The sequence below is a fragment of the Halobacteriovoraceae bacterium genome, assembly GCA_020635115.1.
Classification (GTDB): Bacteria; Bdellovibrionota; Bacteriovoracia; order Bacteriovoracales; family Bacteriovoracaceae; genus JACKAK01.
This window is the reverse complement of the sequence record JACKAK010000001.1, coordinates 335,356-354,777: the sequence shown is the minus strand read 5'-3', so window position 1 is coordinate 354,777 and position 19,422 is coordinate 335,356. Positions and strand designations below refer to the sequence as shown.

Below are 19,422 nucleotides of genomic sequence, written 5' to 3'. Positions count from 1 at the left end.
GGACGTTTAAAGTGGAAAATACATTAGAGAAGCAAGGAAGCTTATTTCAATTCAGAAACCCAAAAAATAATCAATTATTTTTTGTGAGAAAAAATCGTATGCTTGTTGGAAGAACTGAAGCGTGTGAAATTGTTCTAAATGATCTTTCAGTGACCGCAATTCATTGTGTTGTTGAAGTTTCTTCGGCTCAAGCAAAAGTATACGATTTAAATAGTCGAACGGGAACCTTTGTAAATTCAAAACGTATTATTTCTGAAACGTTGAAACAAGGAGATATTCTCAAAGTAGGTAATGTTGAACTCATCTTTGAAAAATCTCTTAAAAATATTCGAAATGAAAACCTACCTCTTGAAATGCTAACTGATATTCCTCAAATTATTCCACCTACTTTTGATGATTCAACTCTTGATATCACTCTACCAGTAGAGGCGCCTTTATTCGAAGAAATTATACCTAGGATTGAATATCCTTTGGCAAAAGATCCAAAGGCCGATTTTACTGAATACATATTTGAAGATGTTGAACATCTCTATCCGATATTTAAATATAATCATAATAAAACCTCGGTTGAAGTAATTATTCTCTTCCAAGATAGAATTTTTTCAATCGATTATCTTCCTGATGTAAAAAATACTTATAAACTTGTCGGAGTTAATCCAGGAAAAGATCAGATTGTATATCCTTATCTTGGAAAAGAAGAAAAAGTAGATTTCATTACAATTAATAAAAGTATTTTAGTTCATCCTCTATATGGATATGATTTGAATATTATTTCAGATAATGAAAGTAAGAAAAAACAAATTAATAGTAATAATACTATTGAATTGCAAAATGATGACATATTTCAATTTTCCAAAGATCAAATTCAAATCTTTGTGAGAAATACAGAAAAACCTCCGAAAGTTGCCGTTGCTCCATATTTTAGAAGAGATAGACGATTTCGATTCTTTCTGTTCATCATGCTACTTGTTTTGAGTTTATTTACTGGTATTGTTATGAACTATGAAATTGATCAGGAGGAAGAAAAAGATAAAGCTCCTAAGAGGATTGCAACTATTTTGTATCGTGAAAAATTAACAGTAAAAAAATCTCCTGCAATTTCAAGTACTAAAAATAAACCGAAAGATGTCATTCAAAAATCACCTAAACAAACAGTTACCAAAGAAGTCAAAAAAGATACTCAGCAAACAAATAAAAAAGTTGAGAACGAAAAGAATGAGCCCATAGGGACGAAAACATCAAAATCCACAGATATCCCAAAAAAGGCAAATCCTAAACAAGGAAAAGATAATAAACTAACTAAGGTTATTCCAAATCAAAGTACGAAGTCTAAAAGTTCATCTAGCTCTGCTAAGTCAAATTCAAAAAATAGGGGAGTAAATAGGGGTCATGTGGACACTTACAAGTCTAAAAATTTTACCAGTGCCTTATCTTCGATGCTCTCAAAGGGGGGACTTGGACAGGGATCTGCACTTAATAACTCTGGTTCAGATGGATTTGAGTCCGGAACTTTTTCAAATGAACCAACTGCTACTCGTCCTACTAAGGCTGCAGTCAGTCAACATGTGGGGGATTTAAGTGGAGCTACTGATGGAAAACTTGATACCACCCAAGGCACAGAAGGAATTGTTAGTAAGAAAGTGAACTATGTAGCAGGAATCCCTAATAAAACAGTTGTCCTTGGTGGCATGGATCCTGATTTAATTTGGAAAGAACTAGTTGCAAGAGCTGATCTCTTTACGAGATGCTATCAAAGAGCACTTAGTTCTGGAACCCAAAAGTTCGATGGTATTGTTAGCTTTAATTTTACAATCGGAGCTTCAGGTCATGTTTCAAGAGCTGCAATTAAATCAGAAACGGGCTCAATTCCTTCAGAAGTAAAAATGTGTACCATAAACATTATTCGTGGTATCAAGTTTCCAGAACCTCCAGGTGGTGGAATTGTCGAGGTTAATCAGCCATTCAACTACAATGCAACACTATTGAGGTAGAAAAATTAATTTCTATAGGATAATTCTAGATAAATAGTGCGTCCTAGACCTGGTAGAGAATTGGGTTTTGTATATGTATATTTATCCCAATTTTGACTTTCGGTTGGGATTGCATAGTCGACCTGACTATCAAATATATTATTAATTTTAAACGTTACATCATAAGATTTTGAAAACTGATGCCTAAAAACGATATTTGTAAAGGTAGTTTGATCGACAATATTTTCTCTAAAACTATTTGAATTTCCTGTATCTCCTGCGTTTTGATCTCCACTTACAACTTGTTTTGTAGATCCAAGATGAAAAAGTTCAAAAGATAAAGATGATTTATTAAAATGATATAGACCTCCAGCTTTTAACATCATCTCTGGTGAATCTTCTGAAGCATTGGCCGTTCTGGTATGATTCATTAAAGTAGTATTAAACCAATAACTAAAATACTCATAGTTCGTTTTTAATTCAAGCGATGCACCTTTTACTGACCATCCATCGTCAATTTTACTAAAACTTGCTGTAGAAGGATTCCAGCTGTATGCAATATTGCTATCCATATAAAAGAAATTTAAATCAAAATTAATATGATTTGAAAGCTGATGAGAGTAGATAACTTCATAGTCCTTTACTGTTTCAGAATCTGCTTTCAATCCAAAGTCTAGACGGATAAGTTCCTGAGGTGGAACTGATCTAAATGCCTGTGCGTAGATAAGTCTCAAATTATTTCTAGGACTAAATCTATAGTTTAATGAAATTCTTGGAGTGAGGTTATCAGAAGTTTTATCATTCAGCTCCACATTATTTCCACTTGAATCTATTCTTACATTTCCTCCAAGTTGTCTTTCTACCTTATCGACTTTTTGAAAATCATATCTTAAACCTGCAGAAATGGTAAAAAACTCAGTTACCCCATAAAGTAATTGAGTATAAACACCTGTATACCAACCTTCATCTGAAATACCACCCCATGGGGCCCAACCAATAAATTCACCATTTCGATAACGAAAATACTGACTATTCTCATAATCAGCTTTTTCAAAATTGGTTCCAATAGACCAATGGACATTGCTCGATTTATAAGGGGTCAATTGAAACTCTGCCGCAAAAGTTTTGTCTATGCCGTAATAAACAAATTGAGCTCCTCCGCCTTTTGAATTTGCAACAGCATCCGAAAAATTACTTTGTTGAGTCGAAATATAGCTCCTATAGTTTTGGAGTATTCCATTGATATATTGTTGAGTACTGTTTTCAGATGATAAAAATACTCTATCTCTTAAACGATCAAGAAATAACGAAAGTCCTGTATCAACTCTTGTTACATCAGTTGCGTAATCAGCTATCTCACTGTTTGTGTTCATATTGTAAGAAATTCGTGTTTTAAATTCTAAATTATTTAAAACTCCTTCACTTGGGGTCCAGTCTAGTACAATGCCAGATGTACCCCATTGTCTATCATTATCAGGATGGCCAAAAGTTGCTGTATCCTTTGGGGGAATCCAATTAACTCTTTTGGAATGATTGAAAAGACTTAATGTAAGATCCAAATATTTATAATCAATTTCAAAACTTGGGATTTGTTTTCCTCCTTCGAAATTTGCCTTATGGCCTACACTAAAATACTGAGAGGTTTCTTTAATTGTTTTTACACTATTTCCATCTCCATAAGGACTTTTCCAATTATTTCCGGCATCGTAATCTATATTTCCAGTAAACCAATAAGTGTTTAATGAAAAACTTTGATTGCCTGAAAATTTAGTTCTATAGGCCAGTCTCCATTTATGGGTAAAAGAAGAATCAATTCCCTTTTTAAAAGGCATAAGATCTTCGGCCACAAAGTCAGCTTCAAAAATAGAAGGCCTTGATTTTAGCTCATCAAATTTTTTTGTAATGATATTTACAACACCAGTAATGGCCCAATTTCCATAAATAGCTGCTCCAGGGCCTCGAATAACTTCAATTCGATGGATATTTTTTAAATCAGAAATAATATCTGGATAAAAATCTCCAAAGTGAAATCTATCGTTGATTTTATGGCCGTTAAGTAAATATAGAGTTTGTCTTCGATTGTTATTTGTGAAATAACCTCTAAAGTCTGTACTCCAGTTATGTCCTTCATATCTAGTATAGAGTTCAGGTATATGGGCCAATGCTTCAGGAAGTGTAGACCAACCATAATATTCAATATCTTCTTCTGTAATAACAGACATCGTAGATGGAGTATCGGATAAATTTTGTGTTGTTTTTGTTGCCGTGATGACTTCTAAATTTAAAAGATCTGATAAATTTAGTGAATCTTCATTAATTTGATCAACCAGCTGCTGAGCTTCTTTAGAAATATTGGCCAGTGTTGTATCAGAGAAAAAAATGTATAAAATTAAAAACTCTCTAATAAAAGATTTAGACATACGTAATCCTTCTTATTGATTAAATATTGAATAAGCTACACAAGTGATAGTCAATAGATTAAATTTATAAGAAAATGTTTTGAATATATTGAAAAAAAAAGAAGGGCCATAGGCCGGATTCTGTCATGGGCCATTATTCATCTAGGATTAACGTTGCCGTTAACCTCAAGCACCCTACCCGCCAATTTAAACTGGCCGTTCTCAAGCATTGGCCTATTTGGGCTTGCACCACGCAGAGTTTACCTGATTTCACTACAGCATTACCTGTACATTCTTTCTGTTGCACTTGTCCTCACCTTGCGGTGGGCGGGCGTTACCCGCTGCGCTGCCATATGGTGTCCGGACCTTCCTCTCGTGTTCTCACACCAGCAATGACCTGGCCCTTCTTTTTTAGACACTATTAATGCAACAAGCTGAAATTATAGTCAACGTATTTCGTCTGTGGTACAAATTTTACAAGGCGGGGAACTATATTTTTTAAATGTTTTAAATTGGTTTTCTTACAATTCATGGAGGTTTTGTAGTGTCTAAGTTGAAGTGGATGGTTTTTTCTCTTTGCGCAATTAATTCATACAAATGTTTTTGTCAAAATTTTGAAAAGCTCTTATCAATTTATATTGAGCAATCAATCGATTTAGCTAGAGCTAAAACCCAAGTTGATAGCTCCAAATTAGATCTATTAGCAAAAGAGGGGGAGAACAAATTAAGTTTGAGTGCAAGTAGTACTTATTTAGATGACTCATCTTCAAATTCGCCCTCAACAAGCAGTTTTTTTCCAACAAATATAGAGTCTCTCTCGCAGGTAATTTCATTAAATAAAAGTTTTGCGTGGGGAGGAACACTATCTTTTCAAAACGAATATAATTATTCAGATTCAGTTTCTACATATAGTGGAGCAACAAGCTCTAAAGAATTTAAACAAGGTTTAGTTTACACTCAAGATTTGGGAGCTAACTTTTTTGGAAAAAAATATGAAATAGATCTAGAAAGTAAAGTAATTGGAGTTGAAACACAGAAGAAAAATTTAAGTTATTTAAAAGAAGTACAGGCCGGTAAACTTTTTACCTATTATTTGAAAGTAATATTAAATCAGGCTAAAAGTGATCTTGCAATCCAAGCACTGACACGTTCGCAGGCCAGACTAAATTTAATTGGAAAGAGATTAAAAGATGGACTTAGTGAAAAAGTTGATTACATTCAGTCAGAGATGGCATACCAGGGTAAAAAAGAAGCATTAATAAATGCTCAAATGAATTATCAATCATCCTTAAAAGATTTATCTGAGCTGTTAGAAAGAAATGTTGAAGAGGCCCAGATTTCTCAATACAAAATATTGGAAACAGTTAAGTTTGATAATCTCAATAATCAAACAAATGGACATTCTAAAGAAATTGATCTGAAAAAGTATCAATTAGCTTCATCTGAAAATTATCTTAAATCAGTTAAACGAACAAAAATACCTTCAATTCTTTTAAAAAGTTCCTGGGTTAATAATAATTTTGCAAATAGTTTTGGAGATGCATTTACTGATGGCCTTTTAGGAGGCGAAAACAGAGAAATTGGCATCTCTTTGAGTTTTACATGGAATATTGATGATCGATTAACTGAGTCGGCCATTGCAAAAGCTGGAATAGAAAAGGGACTAAAGGAATATGAAATTCGTACGATTGAAAAACAATTAGAAATTCGTAAAGAAAAATTGATAGATGAATCTATATCTTTGAATAATACATTGATTAGCGTTAGAAAAAGAATAGATTTAGCAAAATCATTACTTGAACAAAATAATCGAAGGTACAATCTTGGCAGAACTGATCTTGATACTGTTATACGTTCAGAAGAAGAATTAATCAATTCTCAAAAGACTTTTTATGAACTCCTGACAAATCAGTTTCTCATCCAATCATCTTTTTACATGCTGAGTGGAGAATTTGATGCTTTTGTAAAAAAGTATCAAATATAGGAGCGTAATATGAAAGGAATAATAAATTATTTTATTGAACGGTCACTTCTTGTAAATCTTCTAACTTTTATCATTTTAGTGGTTGGGATTTTTTCAATTTTTTCACTCCAGAAAGAAACTTTTCCTGCAGTTGAGTTTGATGTCATCTTAATCACCACCACTTATAAAGGATCTTCTTCTGAAGACGTAGAAAAATTAGTTTCAATTCCAATTGAAAGAGTACTTAAAGGAACAAGCGGAATCAAGCGGTTGAATGTCTTATCCGCAGAAGGAAGATCTATTGTTTACATTGAAGTTGATCCAGATTTCAAACTTGATGATGTCCTTGAAGATACAAAAAATGCTATTGATACAATTACGGATTTACCAGACGATGTAGATGCTCCGATTGTCACGAGTTTAACAAATAAACAAAAGGGGGTACTAAATATCGCTCTAGTTGGTGAAGATTATTTAAAAATTCGCTCTGTTGCAAAAGCGTTAAGAGATAAAATTGAAGAATATAAAAAGGTCGCTATCGTCCAGATGGAAGGTTATAACAAAGATGAAATATCAGTAGAGGTAGATCCAGATAAGCTAAATCAGTATCAACTAACAATGGGAGAAGTAGCGAAATCGATATCAGATCGAAATCTCAATCTTTCTTCAGGAAATATAAAGACAAAAAATGAAGAAATAATGGTTAGAGTTATCTCTGAATTTGTCACCGTCAAGGATATTGAAGAAGTTGTTATTCGTTCAAATGATTCAGGTCAAAAGGTTAAAGTTTTAGATGTTGCTAAGGTTACTCGAAAACCTGAAGAAGGTGATTTTCGATATCGGGCAATGGGTAAGAACTCTATATTTTTAAATGTAAAAATTAATGAAACTGCAGATATTATAAAAAGTACTGAACATATCAAAGGAATTGTAAAAGAACAGTTTCTTGATCCAAGAAACAATGGAGTGAAATATAATTTTGCTGATGACCTTTCATATTATGTAAAAAGACGACTAAACATTTTGAAAGACAATGGTCTTATTGGTATCGTGCTAGTTTTTTCTTGTTTATTACTTTTTTTAAATTTTAGAACATCTTTGGTGACTTCACTCGGAGCACCTGTCGCTTTTATGGTTTCTTTTATCTGTATGGATTTTCTAGGAGTCTCATTAAATCTTATTTCTATGTTTGGGCTGATTCTTGTTTTAGGGATGCTCGTAGATGATTCAATTATAGTTGCGGAACAATTTTATCAGAAACTGGAACATGGGATGAACCCCAAAAAAGCTGCCAAGGAGGCCGCACTTGAAACGGTCAGGCCTGTTTTAGCAACGGTACTTACAACAATGGTCGCTTTTGGATCACTTTTCTTTATGGGAGGGATTATGGGAAAGTTTCTCTGGTCTGTTCCAGCTGTGGTCATTATATGTTTATCAGCATCTTTTTTTGAATGTTTTTTTATTTTACCATCACATTTAGCAGATTTTTGTCATCTCAGTGTTAAACATCAGGGTCGTAGATGGTATGATAAAATTTCTCTAATATATGAGTTATTATTGAAAAAAATTCTTAAACATCCCTACATTATGATAACTTGTTTTTTTATAACGTTCATAATTTCTGCAATTGTTGGAAAGTCTATGAATTTTGAATTGTTTCCTGGAGATGATGTTCGCATTGTTTTCGTTCAAATTAAAGGTCCTGTAGGAAATTCTCTAGATGTGACTGATATGAAAATGAGAGAACTCGAAAGTATCGTCATTGAAGATTTAAAAAAGGAAGAATTCGAACAAGTCACAACAAGGCTTGGAATGTTAAGGGGAGAACATGGTAATAAAACCGGAACACATTACGCTTCAATGACTTTATATCTTACTCCACCCGATGAACGATTGCGTTCAACAGATAAAATTATTGATGATTTAACAAAAAAAATTGAACCGATCATAGGAAAATATATTCTTTCAGTAAAAAAGGTTCAAGGTGGCCCTCCAAAAGGTAGACCTGTTGCAATTGATCTGAAATCTACCAGAATTGAAGATTTACAAAAGGCCAGCAAAAATTTATTAGAAAAACTCAAAAAAGAAGAGGGAATTACGACTGCTGAAATTGATTTTGAGGAAGGTAAGCAACAAATTGTCATAAATGTTGATGACGAAGAAGCAAAGAGACTAGGTCTTGATACAAAATCTATTGCATTAGAGTTAAGAAGGGCCTTGGCCGGTGATCCGATAACTGAAATCAGAGAGTCAGATGAAGATATTGATATCACACTTTCTTTCAATGAAAAATCAAAAGAAAATTTAGATTTTATTGATAAGATCTTCATTTTGAATTCAAAAGGGATGAGAATTCCAATTAATAAAGTCATCAAGAAAACTTCAAACCCTGGTGCTTTTGTCATACGACGTTATGATTATAAAAGAGTTTTTACAATATATGCAGATATTGATAAGCGAAAAACAACACCTCTAAAAATTGAACAAACTTTCAAAGATGAAGTAAAAAAAGAAGTTCAAAATTTTAATGAAATGACTTTTTCATTTGGTGGTGAGAATGAAGATACCAAAGAGTCAATGTCGGGCCTAAGAAAGTCTGCAATCATTGCAATACTTGCAATCTTTTTTATCTTAGTTGCCATTTTTACTTCCCTTGGTCAACCACTGGTCATTATGTCAACTATACCCTTAGGAATGATTGGAGTCGTTTTTACTTTTAAAATAATGGGGATAGCTTTAGGATTTATGGCATTTATGGGAATTGTAGGACTAATAGGAGTCGTCGTAAATGATTCAATTGTTCTCGTTAATTCTATTAATATTCAACGTGAAAAAATAAAGGATCTCAAAGGGGCCATTCGTACAGCAGCTAGAAGTCGTTTTAGGCCTATTATTTTGACAACCGTTACAACAGTTGCTGGATTATTGCCAATTGCTCACTCTCCAGGAGGTGATCCCTTTTTAAAACCAATGGCCGTTAGTTTTGCTTATGGATTATTATTTGCAACAGGTGTTACCTTAATATTTATTCCTTGTGCCTATTATGCTTATGTTAAGATAACAGAGTTTTCTGCAAAAATTTTGAAAAAAATAATTTCAATTCGAATTTAAACTTTCTTGGCAAGTTAAATTTTCAAAGTTGAGAGACGAAAATATATCACTATAACTTAAAAACTTTTTAAATTCTTCATTGCCTACGAAATGTCCTTGAAGCATTATAAATAGGTTTTTATAAGGATAGAAAACAGTTAAATCTTTTCCATTTGAATAGATTTGAAATTTATCTTCGCCAATATGAAATGAATCTAATTTTTCTGAACTTGGTAGTATTTGTGGGTGACCAAGTAGTTTATTGAGTAATAATTTAAGTTTCATTGAGCTCGAAAATAAATTGATTCCTTGTTTAAATTCAAAGATTGTAATTGTAAATTTGGCATTAGATTTTAACTCATCTTTTATACTAGCTTGATAGATAGATTTTATTCTTTCTTTTAGAAAATTACCATCTTTCAAATTTTTAATATGTACTCGATTAATAAATGTTTTTGAAATATCCTTTGTATCAAGGTGTAGATTATTGAAATGAGATTCAATATTTTGAAATGATCTCTCTAATACAATCGAAGGAATAATTTGTTTCAAAGTTTCTGAATAAAGTTTAAAAGATAAAAGAAGAACAGAGATTTTTAAAATAATCATATAACCTACAATTCTTAGATGTTTTTTTTAAGTATCAAAAATTCTGATAAATGAAATAATTAACTCTGAAAAGTAATCTTGATTAATTCTCGGATTAGAAAAATTTCTATTCCCCAAAACGCTATAAATTTTACAAAAATATTGATTTTTTTTAAGAAACTTAATATTTATGTCTGTCGTAACGGAGTAATTATATGCGTTTGGTCCACATTCTCTTTGGCCTTATGGTGCTAAACACATGTTTTGCTCATGAAAAAGTCCCCTTAGGAGACCTCTATTCAATTCCAAAATATATATCAACGTCTTCTGGGAAAAAACTAATCTATACAAAAAAATCAGAACTTATTTTGAGAGATGATCAGAAAATTGATTCCCAGTCAGATTATAAAGTAATCTATGATGCAATAAGTAAATGGTTATATGGTGTTTCTGAGAATCAATTGAAAATTTCAGATGAAGTGCATATCCAAATCATTAAATGGTTTATAAGTAGTATTTTAGATGAAAATAGTTTTTCACAACAATTGATTTCTCATTTATGTCGACTCAAAGGGGGAGAGAAAAATTATATTTTGCTTTTACATAAACTCAATTTAATTTTGAAAATAAGAATGGGTTTAGATAATTTTCCTCCCCAAAAAGAACAATTAATTGTTAAAAATTTAACAGAAGAGATTGAAGTAAGTGTTTTTAAAGAATTAATTGATGAATACAGAAAATTTTTGATTGATGACTTAGACAAGAATAAACTTCATCTAGAAGATTATCTCATCAAATTTTCTGAGGATGAAAAAAATAACCATCTTCCAAATAAATGTGCTCAATTTATTAGAGATGTTAAATTTATTCTTGCTCCTAATAATTATGAATACTTCATTGAAAAAATATTTAGAACAACTGATAAGAAGCTAAAAACGTTTAAAGATTTCAAATCAAATGATTTAGATGGGAGTCGATTATCATTTAGTAAATTAAGCTGGATATTGAGTGGTGTTTCGATTGCCATTCAGATTGGTGCAATGTCAGTCTATGGAGATGGTAATCAAATTCTCGAAACTAGTTTTTCTTTCCCTTTTGAAATATACACGATTTGGAATAGTGCTTTTTTAGGTATTAATTCATACTTTATGGGACCTAAAGTCTTAAAGAAACTAGAAAATAATTTAGAGAATTCGTATAGAGAATATCTTCAAATTGAAAATACTAAACAACATATTCTAAAACACTGCGAATTTCTATTTTAAATTGAAATTAGTATTCTCTTACATCCTGGACAGTTTTCAATAGACTGGAAATTTTCAATTTTTGATTGCGTTACTCTATCTACTTCTATACGACATACTCCGCAACTATTGCCTCTAAGTTCGGCCAAGAGTTGTCCGTTCTTAATAATATTTTGAACATGTAGAAATATATCTTTTGTTTCTACTTTACAAAGATTTAAAAGATTATTGATTCGATTGCTATTGTTTTGAATTTCTCTATTAAATCTTTCAATTTTTGGCGATGCAACTTCTTGCATTTTTTTTATAGATTCGTTGGCACCTTGAAGAAACTGATCTAGATCTAACAATTTTTGCTCAATATCTTCGACTTTTTCATAATGAGTGAGGAGTATTTCTTCAGTTTCAGATTTTTTTTGTTCTAAAAATATTTCTTCTTTTTCATAATCACTCAATTGCTTCTGTGTTTTGATAAAATCTTGGTTTCGTTGAAGCTGTGATAATTTGATTTGGAAATCATCGAGTGCCTTTTCTGTATTTCTTATTAGGTCTTTAGTAATGATAAGTTCTTCTTTTAATAATTCACCTTCGAGGCTTCTTTTAGAAACATTTTTCTCTACAGTGTCAATATTCGAATTTTCTTCATCAATTTTTTTTTGGTTGAGTATACTATTTTTAATTAAACTTTGAATTTCCCTTAAATTCTCTACATCATCTTTATACACATCTATCCCCTTGTAATCAGAGACTGTATAGCGAAGAAAATAGACATATTCAAGAAGTTAGATTCTACTGGCCTAAGGAAAATAGAGACTAGATAAAGATCTAAAATAACAGGAGATTTGATCTTTCTTTTTGTATTTGAAGGTTTTATCACTCATTTTTAATAGAGGAGGAGCATATTAAAGGAGTGGCATACTGCCCAGTATGCTTTAGGAGGCCATATGAGTGAAAGTGTTTCTGAACTTGCAAAATATGTTCACCAAGGTCATATTGATCAAAATGAGCATGAGCAGGAACTCACAATTGATAATTATGTAACTTATTCACCTGTTTTATGTCTTGATCCACAAACCAGCATAACAGTTGCAGCGAATACGATGTTAAATTCAAATATTTCAGGGGCTCCTGTTGTAAACAGCAGTGGAAAACTCTTAGGTTTTTTGTCTGAGAAAGATTGCTTGAAGCACGCTTACGATGAAAAATATAACCAAGTTCCATCTGGGGTGACAAAAGATTACATGACGAAACAAGTTGTTGTGTGTAGGACAAACTCACCACTTTTTGAAGCAGTTGATTTGTTTTTAAAGCTACCTTTTCACGTTTATCCTGTTATAGATGAAGAAGGAAAAGTTGTTGGCGTATTGCAAAGATCTAATATATTGAAAGCAATTTGTGATTTAAAAACGCATTGATTTATCTCTAAAAAAGGAGATAATTTTGAAATTGCGAATATTAATTTTCTTTTTTTGGTCTTTAATTTTTTGTTGTTCGTATACCTATGCAAACTGTATCGATGTAGAAGATAAACTAGGCCAAATCGAATTAATATCGTTTGATAAGGTTAATCAAGAGGGTGAGAAATTTAGAATTGAATTGGACATGGAGTTTGTTTCTCTACTTTGTTTTAATATTGATTTTGCAGATATTATGAGATTTTATGCCTATAACGACGAAGGTAATTTAGTTGGAAAAGTACATATTGTCTCTCAAGAAAGTGAATCAATAGATTCAATTATAGAAATTGATTCCTTAGAAGGTAAATATAATTTGCAAAGCGGATTAGTGGACTTAAAGATTGTCCCAAGTGATAAAGGGCCTCTTTTAGAATTGGGCGAGATTTACATAAACGATCTTTCCATTCCATTTAAAAATATTGCTCCAGTCTATGAGATTATGCCTTATGAGGAACAAATTATTGAAAAAAGAGGTGCTGCAGATATAACCTATGTAGAATAATACTAAATACAAGTAGACGAATTGGTCTAAGTACAAGTAAATTATCTTCATGAGAGGAAATTCATTTGGTAAATTAATTTCAATGACAACTTTTGGTGAATCTCACGGAGAAGCATTAGGAGTTGTTTTAGACGGAATTCCAGCTGGTTTAAAGGTTAATATTGATGATCTACAGAAAGAACTTGATCGTAGAGCGCCAGGGAAAACGAAAGGAACCACTGCTCGAAAAGAACCAGATAAGGCCGAAATTCTTTCTGGTGTTTTTGAAGGCCATACTTTAGGTACTCCAATTGCAGTTATTGTTAGAAATACCAACCAAAGAAGTAAAGATTATGATGCGATAAAGGATGATTATCGCCCAGGACATGCTGATAAAACGTATATGCAAAAATATGGGAGAAGAGATCACCGCGGAGGTGGACGCTCAAGTGGTCGTGAAACCTTGGCCAGAGTCATTGCTGGCCACTTTTCATCTTTAATCATTCCGAATATAAAAGTCACTGGATTTATAACAAAAATGGGACCTTTTGAGATTGAAGATCCCTTATTAATCGACGTTAATCAAGATTTTTCTCCATATCATTTTCCTATTTTGAGCAAAAATTCAGAAATAGAAAAGTATCTTCTAGATCTTAAGAAAAGTGGTAATTCAGTTGGAGGTCGAATATCTATAATTGTCGATGGCGCTCCAGCAGGACTCGGAGAACCTGCATTTGATAAACTTAAAGCAGATATCGCCAAGGCCCTAATGTCTATTGGTGCAGTAACTTCCTTTGAATATGGACTCGGATCTAAGATGGCCGAACTTTCGGGAGAAGAGGTCTCGAAGAATCGGGCCCATTTTGGTGGAATTGAAGGGGGAATATCAAATGGAGATAGAATGTACTTTTCTATTACTTTTAAACCCACTTCTACAATTGGAGAAAAGGCAAAACAAGGTCGACATGACCCATGTATTGTCCCCCGGGCCGTCCCTGTTGCAGAGGCCATGGTAAAGTTTATTATTGCCGATCATTACTTGAGACAAAATGCTTATCAAAATATCGAGTAGAGTATGACTGAAATTTACAGGTTGAATTTTTCGGATATTCTTAAAAAAATTGAGAAAATTGAAACTGATACGCTTTTACTTGTTATAGACAAAAAAATTGATGAGCTCTATGTCGGGCCATGTCAGTCATTGAAAAATATTGACCGGCACAAAGTGATTACTTTCATTGCTCAAGAAGGTGAATCAACTAAAAATTTTTCTGAGTTAGAAAAAGCATTAGAATTTTTTCTTAAGGAGGGCATCCACAGAAAAGCTCACCTTGTTACTTTTGGAGGGGGAGCAACTTCAGATTTTGGAGGCATGGTGGCCTCTTTACTTTTGAGGGGCATAAGCTGGTCGGCCATTCCTACAACAGTCTTGTCCATGGTAGACGCTTCAATTGGCGGAAAGGTCGGAATTAATTCAACTTCAGGTAAGAATCTGGTGGGAGGTTTTCATCTACCAGACAATATTTTTATAGATGAGAGTTTTGTCGATACCCTTTCCATTGATGAAAAACACAGTGGTGATGGTGAAATCATAAAGTACATTTTTTTATCAGATGATATTCATTATCTAACACAAGGGGATTTCACTCCAGGGGAGTTGTTTAAATCTTGTGCCGATTATAAGTTAAAAATTACAGAAGAAGATTTTAAAGAAAGTGGAAAAAGAAAGTATTTAAATCTTGGGCATACTATTGGACACGCCATTGAAAGTGAATATAAGTATCCCCATGGAATGGCCGTATTTTGGGGAATGTTTTACGAATTGAAATTATTTGGAAGAGATGAATTGGTAGATGAACTATTAGAATATGGACATGCCTTTTCCTTTCCTCTTAAAGAACCACTAGAACAAATAGTCAATATAGACAAATTAATGGAATATATCCTTAAAGATAAGAAGATTGTGAATCAAAACGAAATTGAATTAATAGATATACCTAAAATTGGAAATCCATTAATCACAAAAATGTCACTTAAAGAATTTAAAACTAGATTTAAAAGAGTTCTCAATGTCTGATACCTTTCATGTTACATCAACTTCTTTTGATAAAACATTAAGCGTCCCTACATCAAAATCATATGCAAATAGAGCGCTGATTTTAAGCAGTATCTTCCCTGGCAAAATTAGACTCAATAATATTTCATCGTCATCTGATGTGACAGCAATGATTAATTGTCTAAGAGCAATAGGTTTAGAAATTATAGATGAAGGAAATTCAATTGAAATTCTAAATTCATTTCCTGAATGCGAAGATTCAATAGAAGTAGTAGATTTAGAAACAGGTGATGGTGGGACAACAAACCGTTTCTTGATTCCACTACTTAGTCGAGGTAGAAGAAAATACAATATAAATGCAAAAGGACATATGAGAAAACGTCCGATGCAAGATTTGTTAAATTCACTCAATCAACTAAAAGTAGTAACGAGTTTAAATCTTGATCAGTCTCCATGGATTTCAATTAAAGGGCCAGCTCATACAGAAGGTACGGTTGAAATTCCTTCCCATGAAACTACTCAATTTGCTACTGGACTTTATCTTGCTTTTGCAAACACTTCGCTACAAATTATTCCACTCAATATGGAAAATTCTGTAAAGTATTTTGAAATGACTTTAAGTTTAATAGATGAATTTAAGAGTGGTAAAAACGTATTTGAAATACCTGTTGATTTTAGCTCTCTTTCATATCCATTGGCCTTGGCGCTTGTTCATGGAAACGTAACAGTTTCAAACTATAAAGTAGTAGATCCTTTTCAAGCAGATTCAATTTTTTTGGAAATTATCACTGAAATGGGTGGAAAACTGGTATTAAATGAAGATGGATTAAGTCTAAAGAAAGCGAAAACTTTGCATCCTATCGATAAAGACTGTTCAGGCTTTCCTGATCTTGTTCCCACATTGGCCTTCGTTTGTAGCTACTGTGAAGGGACTAGCTATCTCAGAAACCTAGAAGTCCTTAGACATAAAGAAAGTGATAGAGTTGAAGAGATTTTAAAAATTCTTCGTGCGTTTGGTGTTCAACATGAATATGCAAATGATACTTTGATTATTGTTGGAGGAGTCAAAAAATCAAGTGAAATAGATCTAACAAATCTACCCGCAGATCATCGAATTATAATGATGGCCTACCTTTTTTTAAGAGTAAACAAAGGCGGTCATTTGAATAATTATATTCACGTAAATAAATCATTTAAAAACTTTTTTGAAGTGATGAATTAAGCAACTTTTTTTAGTCCATCATTTTCCAGACACATTTTATCCACTTCATGGATTACTTCATCTAGACGGCTTTTGGGGATTGCTCTATCTGCTTTTACAGTTTGGCATTTTCTAATGAGTTGCTCTGAAATTAATGATGAGACAATAATAACTTTTACACTAGGCATTTTCTCTTTCAGCTGTCTACACATCGTAAGCCCATCCATTACAGGCATCTCAATGTCGGATAGAACGATGTCATAATGATTTGCCGGGTTTTCGACAGAATTGGTCGCTAGCACATTTTCAAGTATCTCTTTTCCGTTGTTGAAGACTGTAACATTAGTATAACCATTGTCATTTAATATTTTCACAAGCATTTTTTGAATAGTTATCGAATCATCGGCCAGTGCGATTTTAATATCGGCCCTAAGTTCTTTATCACCTTTAACATGTGTTTTTTCTACACTGTGAGAAGGAAATACTTCTTCAACAACACTTTCAAAGTCAACAATTGTAAGGTAATGATCTCCCAAGGGTGCCATGGCCGTAATGTTTCCTTGCTCTTTTACATCATGGGCCGTTTCTAAGTCACTCCACATAATTCTACGTATTGCGATTATTTTATCTACAAGAAATCCTACTTTTTTCTCATTAAATTCTGTAATTACAACAACGCCCTGGCCTTCAGCAAACTCTTCAGTTATTCCATAATATTTTCTTAAATCAATAACTGAAATCATATCTCCTTCATTTTTTATCATTCCAAGAACTGACTTATGAACTTCAAGCACAGGTGTAACGGCATTCGGATCAAATTGAATGATTCTCTTTATTTTAAGGACATTAATGGCCTGCTTGTAATTGGCAACATAATACTCCATGAGTTCTAACTCATTCGTGCCTGTTTCAAGAAGAATACCCTTATTTGAAATTGTAGACATTTTTATTATCTCCGTTATCACCAGTTTAAAACTTTAATTTCTACTGAACTTCTCGGGTGTACTAGGCAAAATCTTTACTCTTATTCTTTACTCAATACTCATGGCCAGGGTTTATTTTTAGCTACCTAGGACTTATTATTGTGATTTATGAATATAATATCAACAAGATAGAATCCTAATCAAAAAAGTAAAAAGCTGGGTTACTACTCATTAACTCTATAAAATTACTCGAATAAACGTAATTTCGATGTTAAGGTTTTTCATTCGAAAAGGAGGAACTGGTGAAAAAAACTCTATGTGTATTAAATCTTATTTTATCTTTATCAGCTCTTGCGCAAATTAATGAAATTGTTTTAAGCGGAGTCTCAAGCAGAGGAACATGCATTGAATCGATTGGAGGTAGGTATGAGTTTATAAAAAATGAACCTTTTACTGAAATTCCTGAAGTATATGTTTCTGATTATTTTTGCCAAATTGACAATTTATACAGGCCTCAAATTTATGAAAAAGTAGTCCTTGTTCAAATTAATAATGATCTCCATGTAAAGGAATATGCTTTCAAAAAGAATACTTCTGAAAATGAACTTCTAACCTTTTCTAATGAGGTTTATCCATTCTCAAAAGACAATAAAGAATTGATTGATCAGATTGCTGATAACTCAAATGAAGAATAACTAATTTAAATATTCTTCATTTCTCATATAACTTCTTAATGCCTTGGGAATTCTAATTCTTCCATTTTCATCTTGATGACACTCAATTAAGGGCACTAAAATCCTTGGTGATGCTACCATCGTATTATTTAATGTATGACAATATTCGACTTCTTTTTCACCAACTCGGTAACGAGTATTTGTTCTTCTTGCTTGCCAGTCTAGTAGAGCTGAGCAGCTGTGAGTTTCTCTATAAGTCTGTTCGCTTGGAACCCAACATTCAATGTCAAACATTCTATATTTTCCTGCACCCATATCACCCGTACAACACTCAATGACTCTATAAGGAAGTTCGAGTTTTTCAACCATTTCTTTAGAGTTATTGAGCAAGATCTCATGCCATTTTTCAGTTTCAGCAATGTCCGCCTTGCATAGAATATATTGTTCAACTTTTAAAAATTGGTGGACTCGAATTAGGCCCTTAACATCTTTCCCATAACTCCCTGCCTCTCTGCGGAAACAAGGAGAAACTCCAGCATAAAGAATTGGCAAATCATTTTCTGAAAGAATTTTGTTAGCATTGAGGTAATTCATCTGAACTTCAGCAGTCCCAGATAGATACATATTATCTTTTTCCATAAGGTAAACTTGATCTTCTCCAGCAGGAAAATGACCTGTTCCCATTAAAGCTTCACCCCTGGCCAGGGAAGGCATTGACATCAAGTTAAATCCTTTTTCAATAAGCATATCCATTGCTAGCCTTAGTACGGCCTGTTCATAAATTACCATTTTGTTAAGGAGAGTATAACTTCTAGATCCACATACGTTTCCAATGTTTTTGAATTCGGCCCAATTATTTTTTTCGAGGATTTCAATATGACTCTTTGGAGAAAATGAGAATTCAGGGCGATTTCCAATTTCAGCAACGACCACATTATCAGCATCACTCTTTCCAAAGGGCGCTTTTTTTGATGGGATCTGAGGCACTTGTAGCATAAGTGTATCAAAAGAGTTTTTTAGTTGAGTGAGTTCAGGTTCAATCGTCTTAATCTGAGAAGAAATTTCCTTAGTTTCAGCAATTAATTTTTGTTTTTCTTCAGCATTGGCCTTAGGAACAGCTTTTGAATTAGAGTTTCGTTTTTCCTGTAAAACTTGAAGTGCCTGTTTTTTTTCAATAATTTGATTATTTAAATTCAATATTTCATCAACATCAAGTTTGATTTGCTTGTCTGTAATTGCCTTTAAAACAATATCTTTATTAGCTGCAATGAATTTGATGTCTAGCATTAATAGGTCTCCTTCTATTACCAATTTATTTTCTTAATTAACTTTTTCATTGCGTTCTGTCACGGAGGTTTTTTTTTGGCCTAATATTT

General features: G+C 32.8%; 15 protein-coding genes and 1 other RNA gene. 10 read left to right on the top strand and 6 right to left on the bottom strand.

Annotated elements, in window-relative coordinates; all coding sequences use genetic code 11:
• Positions 1 to 11 precede the first annotated feature (11 nt).
• Positions 12 to 1,991, top strand: a complete 1,980-nt coding sequence (locus H6622_01760; GenBank protein ID MCB9060231.1) for an FHA domain-containing protein — start codon at positions 12 to 14, stop codon at positions 1,989 to 1,991.
• Between the two features lie 5 nt (positions 1,992 to 1,996).
• Here H6622_01760 and H6622_01755 read toward each other — a convergent pair whose 3' ends face one another.
• Entirely contained in the window at positions 1,997 to 4,390 is a 2,394-nt protein-coding gene (locus tag H6622_01755) for a TonB-dependent receptor (protein ID MCB9060230.1), read from the bottom strand.
• A 94-nt stretch (positions 4,391 to 4,484) separates the two neighbouring features.
• Positions 4,485 to 4,778: RNase P RNA component class A (gene rnpB / locus H6622_01750), an RNA gene on the bottom strand.
• A gap of 135 nt (positions 4,779 to 4,913) precedes the next feature.
• On the opposite strand from rnpB, the gene H6622_01745 reads away from it, so the two are divergent.
• Together H6622_01745 and H6622_01740 are read left to right on the top strand one after the other, a co-directional pair.
• Complete coding sequence (locus H6622_01745; protein ID MCB9060229.1) at positions 4,914 to 6,353, top strand: TolC family protein; 1,440 nt, start codon at positions 4,914 to 4,916, stop codon at positions 6,351 to 6,353.
• Positions 6,354 to 6,362: 9 nt separating this feature from the next.
• Positions 6,363 to 9,443: an efflux RND transporter permease subunit gene (locus tag H6622_01740; GenBank protein MCB9060228.1), complete on the top strand. Its 3,081-nt coding sequence runs from the start codon at positions 6,363 to 6,365 to the stop codon at positions 9,441 to 9,443.
• Here the strand turns inward: H6622_01740 and H6622_01735 are convergent.
• Entirely contained in the window at positions 9,429 to 10,031 is a 603-nt protein-coding gene (locus tag H6622_01735) for a hypothetical protein (GenBank protein ID MCB9060227.1), read from the bottom strand. The genes H6622_01740 and H6622_01735 overlap by 15 nt on opposite strands.
• A 194-nt stretch (positions 10,032 to 10,225) precedes the next feature.
• On the opposite strand from H6622_01735, the gene H6622_01730 reads away from it, so the two are divergent.
• The gene (locus H6622_01730) at positions 10,226 to 11,275 is read left to right on the top strand and encodes a hypothetical protein (protein MCB9060226.1); all 1,050 of its coding nucleotides are present in this window, start codon (positions 10,226 to 10,228) and stop codon (positions 11,273 to 11,275) included.
• Here H6622_01730 and H6622_01725 read toward each other — a convergent pair.
• Complete coding sequence (locus H6622_01725; protein ID MCB9060225.1) at positions 11,272 to 11,979, bottom strand: hypothetical protein; 708 nt, start codon at positions 11,977 to 11,979, stop codon at positions 11,272 to 11,274. The genes H6622_01730 and H6622_01725 overlap by 4 nt on opposite strands.
• 219 nt (positions 11,980 to 12,198) lie before the next feature.
• Here H6622_01725 and H6622_01720 point away from each other — a divergent pair, with 219 nt between their 5' ends.
• From H6622_01720 to H6622_01700, 5 genes are read left to right on the top strand one after another with little or no spacing between them, the layout of a single operon-like run.
• Positions 12,199 to 12,669, top strand: coding sequence for a CBS domain-containing protein (locus H6622_01720; protein ID MCB9060224.1), 471 nt, complete (start codon positions 12,199 to 12,201; stop codon positions 12,667 to 12,669).
• Positions 12,670 to 12,694: 25 nt separating this feature from the next.
• Positions 12,695 to 13,213, top strand: coding sequence for a hypothetical protein (locus tag H6622_01715; GenBank protein ID MCB9060223.1), 519 nt, complete (start codon positions 12,695 to 12,697; stop codon positions 13,211 to 13,213).
• 49 nt (positions 13,214 to 13,262) lie between these two features.
• Positions 13,263 to 14,264: a chorismate synthase gene (gene aroC / locus H6622_01710; GenBank protein MCB9060222.1), complete on the top strand. Its 1,002-nt coding sequence runs from the start codon at positions 13,263 to 13,265 to the stop codon at positions 14,262 to 14,264.
• A gap of 3 nt (positions 14,265 to 14,267) precedes the next feature.
• Positions 14,268 to 15,269 carry a 3-dehydroquinate synthase gene (locus tag H6622_01705; protein MCB9060221.1) on the top strand — a complete coding sequence of 334 codons (1,002 nt, stop codon included), beginning with the start codon at positions 14,268 to 14,270 and terminating at the stop codon, positions 15,267 to 15,269.
• Complete coding sequence (locus tag H6622_01700) at positions 15,262 to 16,470, top strand: hypothetical protein (GenBank protein ID MCB9060220.1); 1,209 nt, start codon at positions 15,262 to 15,264, stop codon at positions 16,468 to 16,470. Before H6622_01705 ends, H6622_01700 begins: the two co-directional genes overlap by 8 nt.
• On the opposite strand, the gene H6622_01695 is transcribed toward H6622_01700, so the two are convergent.
• On the bottom strand, positions 16,467 to 17,393 hold the full coding sequence (locus H6622_01695; GenBank protein ID MCB9060219.1) for a chemotaxis protein CheV: 927 nt from the start codon (positions 17,391 to 17,393) through the stop codon (positions 16,467 to 16,469). The genes H6622_01700 and H6622_01695 overlap by 4 nt on opposite strands.
• Positions 17,394 to 17,674: 281 nt before the next feature.
• On the opposite strand from H6622_01695, the gene H6622_01690 reads away from it, so the two are divergent.
• The gene (locus H6622_01690; GenBank protein ID MCB9060218.1) at positions 17,675 to 18,067 is read left to right on the top strand and encodes a hypothetical protein; all 393 of its coding nucleotides are present in this window, start codon (positions 17,675 to 17,677) and stop codon (positions 18,065 to 18,067) included.
• On the opposite strand, the gene serS is transcribed toward H6622_01690, so the two are convergent.
• A complete protein-coding gene (serS, locus tag H6622_01685; protein ID MCB9060217.1) occupies positions 18,068 to 19,333 on the bottom strand; it encodes a serine--tRNA ligase in 1,266 nt (421 codons plus the stop codon). It lies immediately after the preceding gene.
• Between the last annotated feature and the right edge of the window lie 89 nt (positions 19,334 to 19,422).

Bases quoted from the DNA above. Each gene is read 5' to 3' on its own strand.
- H6622_01755 (MCB9060230.1), bottom strand. From the start codon at position 4,390: ATGTCTAAATCTTTTATTAGAGAGTTTTTAATTTTATACATTTTTTTC.
- H6622_01740 (MCB9060228.1), top strand. From the start codon at position 6,363: ATGAAAGGAATAATAAATTATTTTATTGAACGGTCACTTCTTGTAAAT.
- H6622_01735 (MCB9060227.1), bottom strand. From the start codon at position 10,031: ATGATTATTTTAAAAATCTCTGTTCTTCTTTTATCTTTTAAACTTTAT.
- H6622_01730 (MCB9060226.1), top strand. From the start codon at position 10,226: ATGCGTTTGGTCCACATTCTCTTTGGCCTTATGGTGCTAAACACATGT.
- H6622_01720 (MCB9060224.1), top strand. From the start codon at position 12,199: ATGAGTGAAAGTGTTTCTGAACTTGCAAAATATGTTCACCAAGGTCAT.
- aroC (MCB9060222.1), top strand. From the start codon at position 13,263: ATGAGAGGAAATTCATTTGGTAAATTAATTTCAATGACAACTTTTGGT.
- H6622_01705 (MCB9060221.1), top strand. From the start codon at position 14,268: ATGACTGAAATTTACAGGTTGAATTTTTCGGATATTCTTAAAAAAATT.
- H6622_01700 (MCB9060220.1), top strand. From the start codon at position 15,262: ATGTCTGATACCTTTCATGTTACATCAACTTCTTTTGATAAAACATTA.
- H6622_01695 (MCB9060219.1), bottom strand. From the start codon at position 17,393: ATGTCTACAATTTCAAATAAGGGTATTCTTCTTGAAACAGGCACGAAT.
- serS (MCB9060217.1), bottom strand. From the start codon at position 19,333: ATGCTAGACATCAAATTCATTGCAGCTAATAAAGATATTGTTTTAAAG.